We start from the raw sequence: 7,140 nt of genomic DNA on the forward strand, positions 1-7,140 counted from the left end.
CATTTCCACTGGTGACCTGCTACATGTTCGTTGATTCTCACTGTCATCTCGACCGCCTCGACCCCGAGACCCATCACGGTGATCTCGGCGCGGCCCTGGCCGCCGCCCGCGAGCGCGACGTGCGTCAATTCCTGGCCGTCGCCGTGAAGCTGGAGGATGTGCGGGCGCTCGCCGCCATCAGTCGCGAACATGAGGATGTGGTGATCGCCGCTGGCGTGCATCCCATGCAGTGTGTCGTCGAGGAGCCCGATGTCGAGGCGATCAAGGAGGTCGCCGAGCGCTTTGATGCGGTGGCGATCGGCGAAACCGGCCTCGATTACCATTATGCCGTCGATACCGATTCCGCGGACAGCGATGAGGTCGGCGCATCCCAGATGCCGTCACGTGGCTTGCAGTACGAGCGTTTCCGCCGTCACCTGATGGCCGCCAACGAACTGGAGTTGCCGGTGATCGTGCATACGCGTGAGGCGCGCGAGGATACCCTGGCACTGATCCGCGAGCATACCGACCCGAACGTGGGGGGGGTGCTGCATTGCTTCACCGAGGATCTGGACATGGCGCGGGAGGCGGTGCGCCATGGCTTTTTCATCTCGCTGTCGGGGATCGTGACCTTTCGCAATGCCGAATCGATTCGCGAACTGGCCAGGCGTATTCCGCTGGATCGCCTGTTGATCGAGACCGATAGTCCGTATCTCGCCCCGGTCCCCCATCGCGGCAAGCCCAATGAGCCGGCCTGGGTGGTGGAAGTGGCCGAATGCATCGCCGAGGTGCGCGGCATCAGCGTGGAGGAAGTGGCGATGCAGACCACGGCGAATTTCTACCGGTTGTTTCGTGCTGCCGCGCCCCAGGCGCCCGACAACGTTCGTGAGGCGCTGGCCCAGGCAGGACTGGTCTAAGCTTTCGAAAAGACTCCCAGCGAGGCCCTGCCATGACCCTCGACCCGTTACTGGCCCAGATCGACCCCGACGGCGAGATCCCACCGCTCGACACTTGGAACCCTGAGCAACAGGGAGAGATGGACCTGTTGATTGCCGCCGATGGCCGCTGGATACACGAGGCTGTCGCCATTGTCCGGCCGCGCCTGGTGCGTCTGCTCTCGACTATCCTGCGGCGCGAGGCCGACGGCGAGTGTTACCTGGTAACACCCGCCGAAAAGCAGCATGTCCAAGTCGAGGATCGTCCCTTCCTGATTGTCGACGCCGAGCCTGACGCGCAGGGTACATGGTGGCTCACGACCAATGTCGGCGACCGTCTGGCACTCGACGAACACCACCGGCTGGCGCTGAGCGAGACGCCTGGCGGTGAGTACGTGCCCGAGGTGCCGGTGCGTTTTGGGCTCGCGGCTCGGCTGGGGCGCAACGTCTATTACCGTCTAGTGGATCAGGCCGAGAGCCGAGAGCTGGCGACCGGTGGACAAGAGTTGGGTCTGACCAGTGGCGGCGTCTGGCATCCCTTGGGTCGGCTCGACGGGGAGGAAGGCGACCAGACGGGGCCGGACCCGGAGACGCCATGCGCCTGACCGACGAACAGCGGGCCGTGGTGGCGCATGGCGAGGGCCATGCCCGCGTCGCGGCGGTGGCCGGTGCCGGCAAGACCACCACCATGGTGGCGCGGGTGCTCAAGCTGCTCGAGCAGGGCGTGCCCGCCGCGCGCATTCTGGTGCTGATGTTCAACCGCTCCGCGCGCGAGGACTTCCAGTCGCGTCTGGCCGCCATGGCGCCAGCCGGGCAGGCACTTCCCGACGTTCGCACCTTCCACTCGCTGGGCCACCGCCTGACCGGCAGTCTGACCCGCTGGGGAGCGCTTGCGTCGCGGCAGCTGTTGACCGCGGACTGGCAGCTGGAGCGCTTGTTGCGCCAGGCGACCCTCGCCGCGCTCGCCGACGACCCCGGGGCACGCGATGCGGCCCTGGATGCCGAGCGACTCGAGGCCCTGGCGCACTTCTGCGCGCTGGTCAAAGCCGAAATGGTGACGCCCGCCGAGCTCCATGACCGCCTCGACTTCGGTGAGAATACCGATTATTTCCCCGTCGCTTTCGAGCACGCCGAGCAGCTGCTGGCCGAGCATGGCCTGGTGAGCTATGCGGATCTGCTCTATCGTCCGCTCTTGGCACTCGAAGCCGACCCTGAGCTGTGCCGACGGGTCCGGGGTTTTCTCGACCATGTGATCATCGACGAGTACCAGGACATCAACGTGGCCCAGCAGCGGCTGCTGGCGCTACTCGCGGGGCGTGAGGCGGCGGTGATGGCGGTGGGCGATGCCAACCAGTGCATCTACGAATGGCGGGGGGCACACCCCGACACCATGCTCGAACGTTTTACCGCCACCTTTGGCGCGGCAACCGATTATCCGCTGTCAACCACCTTTCGCCACGGCCATGCCCTGGCGCTGGCCGCCAACCATGCCATCGCTGCCAATCGCCGACGCCCCGACCAGCTCTGCCTGGCGGGCGCGCATACCCCGGATACTGGGCTTGCGGTCGGACAGGGCGCCAGCGCCGTGCTCGACACGCTCGACGATTGGCACCGGCAAGGCCGGCGGCTGGACGAGGCCTGCCTGCTGGTGCGCAGCTGGGCGCTCACGGTGCCCTTGCAGTTGTCGCTGCTTAGGGCGGGCGTGCCGTTCCGGCTCGCCCGCGAGGACCGTTTCGTGTTCCGCCTGCCCCTCGTGCAGGCGCTGGCCGGTTACCTGATGCTGGCCAGGTCACCGTCCCTGTTGCAGGACCCGGAGCACCTCCACCTGCTGCTTGCCCAGCCGACACCTTTCGTGGCTCGCGAGCGGCTCGCCGCGCTGGCGGCTCGGCTGGCCGATACCCAGCGCTGGCCGGAGCGGCATGATCCGCTCATCGACGGGCTCAAGCCTCACCAGCGGCGAACGCTCAAGCGCCGCTGGGCGCTGCTCTGCGAGCTGCCGAAACTGGGCAGCTGGCCGCCGGCCAAACTGCTTCAGCACGTGGTCGAGGGCGTCGAGGCCGAGAAGGTGCTCAAGCGGGCCGCCGCCCGTCGCGACAAGGGCGAGGAGGACGTGCGGCTGCTCGATGTGCTGGTCGAACAGGCCAGCGAGCTTGGTGATGACGTCGAGGCCTTTATCGAATTGCTGCGCCGCCCGGTGGAAAATCGCGACGATGGCGTGCTGATTTCCACGGTGCATGGCGCCAAGGGGCTGGAATGGCCGCTGGTGGTCCTTGCCGGGAGCAACGAAGAGGACTTTCCGCACTACAGCCGCGACAACCCGCTGTCGCCGCAACGCCTGGAGGAAGAGCGTCGGCTGTTCTACGTCGCCATCACGCGGGCCCGCGAGCAGCTGTGCATCGTGCATGATGGCGGCGATCACCGCCCCAGCCGCTTCATCGGCGAGACCGCCTGGCGCGACTGCCAGCAAGTCAGCGAGCGCCTCAGCGCGGCAGGGCAGGGCGAGTACGCTTCCCCCTTGGCGGTGTCCGTTCCTGGCCTGGTCGAGCGTTACCTCGCTTCGCTCGGGCAGGCACTACCGATCGCCGCGGCCGCAAGCGCCCCCGGCGGCGTGGCCGAATCCGGGCCGGCGGCCGCTGATTACTGCGTCGGCCAGCGGATACGGCATGCCGTCTTCGGCGAAGGGGAAATCGCCGTGATCGAGGGCAACCCGGCCAATCCGGTGATCGAAGTGCGGTTTCTGCAGGCCGGCCGGCGCCGCTTGATTGCCCGGCGCGCGCCCATCGAGCTTCTGGAAGGAGTCGTGGCATGACACAGGCACTGATCAGCGCCAGCGAGCTGGCCGATGCACTCACTGGCGAGCAGCCGCCGCGAATCCTCGACTGCCGGGCCCGGCTGGGTGATCCGGACGCCGGACGACAGCTGTGGCGGGACGCTCACTTACCGGGCAGCCTGCACATCGATCTTGACCGCGACCTGGCGGGGTCGCCGGGAGCGGACGGCCGGCATCCGCTACCGCGATCCGAGGCATTCACGGCCGCTTTGCAACGTCTCGGTATCACCCCGGCGATGCCGGTGGTGGTCTACGATGACACGGGCGGCCAGCTGGCGGCGGCGCGGGCCTGGTGGATGCTCCGCTGCTGGGCCGGCCATCCTGACGTGCGTGTCCTCGACGGCGGCGTCCAGGCCTGGTCGGCGGATGGTGGCGAAACCGAATCGCATCACGCGTCGCCCGTCCTGCCCGAGCCGTCCCGATGGCAGCCCGACTATCGCCAGGATGGCCTGGTCGATGCCGAACAGATGGGCACGGGGCGCGATCTCAAGCTTGATGCCAGAAGCCATGAACGCTATCGCGGCGAGGCCGAACCCATCGACCCTGTCGCCGGCCATATTCCCGGCGCCGCCTGCCGCCCCAGCGCCGAGAACCTCGATGCTCAAGGGCATTTCAAGGCCCCCGACGTGCTCGCGGCCGAGCTGCCCAAGGCCGAGTCGGTCGTCGCCTATTGCGGCTCGGGTATCACCGCTTGCCATCATATCCTTGCCTATACCGTCGCCGGCCGACCCTTGCCGAGGCTCTACCCGGGCTCATGGAGCGAGTGGATCCGGGACCCCGGCCGGCCTGTCGCGACCGGCGAGGATTGAGCTGTCGCCAGCAGTCGGCTACATATTGGGATAGTTGGGTCCCCCGCCGCCTTCCGGGGCGACCCAGGTAATGTTCTGGGCTGGGTCCTTGATGTCGCAGGTCTTGCAGTGCACGCAGTTCTGGAAGTTGATCTGGAACCTGGGCTTACCAGCATCGTCCTCGACGACTTCATAGACGCCCGCCGGGCAGTAGCGCTGCGCGGGCTCATCGTATAATGGCAGGTTCTCGCGGATCGGCAGTTCGGGATCATCGAGCTTGAGGTGGCACGGCTGGTCCTCCTCGTGGTTGGTGTTCGACAGGAATACCGAGGAAGGCTTGTCGAAGGAGAGCTTGCCGTCCGGCCGGGGGTAGTCGATCTTCTCGCACTCACTGGCGGGCTTGAGCGTGGCATGATCCGGGGTGGTGTCATGTACCTCGGGTAACTTGCCGCCGACCAGCTGATCGAGAAAGTTGTAGGCGCCGCCGCCCACGGTACCGTACTTGTGGATCGCCGGGCCGAAGCTGGCGGTTTCCTTGAGCTCGCCGTAGGCCCAGCTCGCCTCCCACGCGTCGGTGAAGGCGGTCAGCTCCCGACCGCCTTCATCACCTGCCGCGATGGCCGCATAGACCGTCTCGGCCGCCACCAGACCCGATTTCATGGCGGTGTGCAGGCCCTTGATCTTGGCGAAATTGAGCGTGCCGGCGTCACAGCCGATCAGCAGGCCGCCGGGAAAAGTCATCTTCGGCAAACAGTTGAGCCCGCCCTTGGTGATGGCCCGCGCGCCGTAGGCCACGCGCTTGCCGCCTTGGAGATGCTTGGCGAGTACCGGGTGGTGCTTCATGCGCTGGAACTCGTCGAAGGGCGACAGCCAAGGATTCTGGTAGGAAAGATCCATGATCAGACCGACCACCACCTGTTGGTTCTCGGCATGGTAGAGAAACCAGCCGCCATGGGTGTGCTTGTCCAAGGGCCAGCCAGAACCGTGCAGGACCAATCCGGGCTCATGCTGGGCTTCGGGGACATCCCATAGCTCCTTCAAGCCGATGCCGTAGTGCTGCGGATCCTTCCCCTCGTCCAGTTGAAAGCGCTCGATCAGTCGCTTGCCCAGATGCCCTCGAGAGCCCTCGGCGAACAGGGTGTACTTGGCGCGCAGCTCCATGCCCGGCATATGGCCGTCCTTGGGCGTGCCATCCGCAGCGACGCCCATGTCGCCAATCAGGATGCCGCGCACCGTGCCGTCCTCGTCATGGAGGACTTCCTGGGCGGCGAAGCCGGGGAAGATCTCCACGCCCAGCTCCTCGGCCTGTTCGGCCAGCCAGCGGCAAAGGTTGCCAGCACTGATCACATAGCGGGTGAGATCGTCACCCGTATTATGCATGGTCTTGGGTACCAGGGCGTTGGGCAGCTTCTGGGCCTTTTCGGCATCCTTGAGCAGGTAAAGCTCGTCGCGGGTGGCCGGTGTGGTGAGCGGCGCGCCACGGTCAGCCCAGTCGGGAAACAATTCCTGCAGTGCGCGGGGTTCAAAGACCGCGCCGGAGAGGATATGCGCGCCGACTTCGGAGCCTTTTTCCACCACACATACCGTCAGTTCCTGCCCTGCATCATTGGCCTGTTGCATCAACCGACACGCCGCCGAAAGCCCGGCGGGTCCGGCACCGACGATTACCACATCGAAATCCATGGATTCGCGTTCAACCTCTTCCATTCAGTTTCTCCTCGCTGAACTCGACGCTCGGGTTGGTGCGGTTTTGTGTCCGTCGTACCGATAACGCCATTAGCCTCAAGACAATCGCTTGCTTCTAGCCAAGGCTTATCATAGGCATAATAATCATTAGACCACTGCTTTGCGATGCTGCTGGCACGCAAAGGGTCCATTGCCATGCCGGCACTCATGCGGGGAAAGTGCGGATTTCCCATTATTGGGTTCCTATAACGAACCAAGCGAGGACACTATGAAGGTACTCGTCGCGGTCAAACGCGTCATCGACTACAACGTCAAGATCCGGGTCAAGCCCGACCACAGCGACGTCGACCTCACCAACGTCAAGATGGCCATGAACCCCTTCTGCGAGATCGCCGTGGAAGAAGCGGTGCGCCTGAAGGAGCAGGGCGTGGCGACCGAGGTGGTCGCCGTGAGCGTCGGCCCCAAGGCCGCCCAGGAGCAGCTGCGCACCGCCTTGGCATTGGGCGCTGACCGGGCGATTCACGTCGAAAGCGACGAAAAAGTCGAGTCGCTGGCCGTCGCCAAGCTGCTGGCCAAGGTCGTCGAACAGGAGCAGCCGGGCCTGGTCATTCTCGGCAAGCAGGCCATCGACACCGACAACAACCAGACCGGTCAGATGCTCGCCGCGCTGGCCGGGCTGCCCCAGGGCACCTTCGCCTCCGAAATCAGTGTCGAGGGCGAAGGGGATGAAAAGCGGCTGCAGGTCACCCGTGAGATCGACGGCGGGCTGCAGACCGTCGAACTCACCCTGCCGGCTATCGTCACCACCGACCTGCGCTTGAACGAGCCGCGTTACGCCAAGCTGCCCGACATCATGAAGGCCAAGAAGAAGCCGCTCGATGTCACCACCCCGGCGGAGCTTGGTGTCGAGGTGGCCTCAAAG

The 7,140-nt window shown here is 65.5% G+C and carries 6 protein-coding genes; 5 read left to right on the forward strand and 1 reads right to left on the reverse strand.

The window, feature by feature from the left end:
• The first annotated feature begins 23 nt into the window (after nt 1–23).
• Genes BM341_RS15970 through BM341_RS15985 form a run of 4 tightly spaced genes read left to right on the forward strand, consistent with a single transcriptional unit; the run spans nt 24 to nt 4,553 of the window.
• Complete coding sequence (locus BM341_RS15970; protein WP_089797061.1) at nt 24–896, forward strand: TatD family hydrolase; 873 nt, start codon at nt 24–26, stop codon at nt 894–896.
• Between the two features lie 32 nt (nt 897–928).
• Nucleotides 929–1,519 carry a DUF1285 domain-containing protein gene (locus tag BM341_RS15975; RefSeq protein WP_089797062.1) on the forward strand — a complete coding sequence of 197 codons (591 nt, stop codon included), beginning with the start codon at nt 929–931 and terminating at the stop codon, nt 1,517–1,519.
• The gene (locus BM341_RS15980) at nt 1,510–3,723 is read left to right on the forward strand and encodes an ATP-dependent helicase (protein ID WP_089797063.1); all 2,214 of its coding nucleotides are present in this window, start codon (nt 1,510–1,512) and stop codon (nt 3,721–3,723) included. The genes BM341_RS15975 and BM341_RS15980 overlap by 10 nt, the downstream gene beginning before the upstream one ends.
• Nucleotides 3,720–4,553 (forward strand): sulfurtransferase, encoded by an 834-nt coding sequence (locus tag BM341_RS15985; RefSeq protein ID WP_089797064.1) that lies wholly within the window; start codon nt 3,720–3,722, stop codon nt 4,551–4,553. The genes BM341_RS15980 and BM341_RS15985 overlap by 4 nt, the downstream gene beginning before the upstream one ends.
• An 18-nt stretch (nt 4,554–4,571) precedes the next feature.
• Here BM341_RS15985 and BM341_RS15990 read toward each other — a convergent pair whose 3' ends face one another.
• Complete coding sequence (locus BM341_RS15990) at nt 4,572–6,239, reverse strand: electron transfer flavoprotein-ubiquinone oxidoreductase (RefSeq protein ID WP_089797065.1); 1,668 nt, start codon at nt 6,237–6,239, stop codon at nt 4,572–4,574.
• Nucleotides 6,240–6,486: 247 nt separating this feature from the next.
• On the opposite strand from BM341_RS15990, the gene BM341_RS15995 reads away from it, so the two are divergent.
• Nucleotides 6,487–7,140, forward strand: a 654-nt coding sequence (locus BM341_RS15995) for an electron transfer flavoprotein subunit beta/FixA family protein (RefSeq protein WP_089797066.1), incomplete at its 3' end; no start/stop codon positions are given.

Origin of the sequence: Halomonas korlensis (assembly GCF_900116705.1) — a bacterium.
Lineage (GTDB): Bacteria > Pseudomonadota > Gammaproteobacteria > Pseudomonadales > Halomonadaceae > Halomonas > Halomonas korlensis.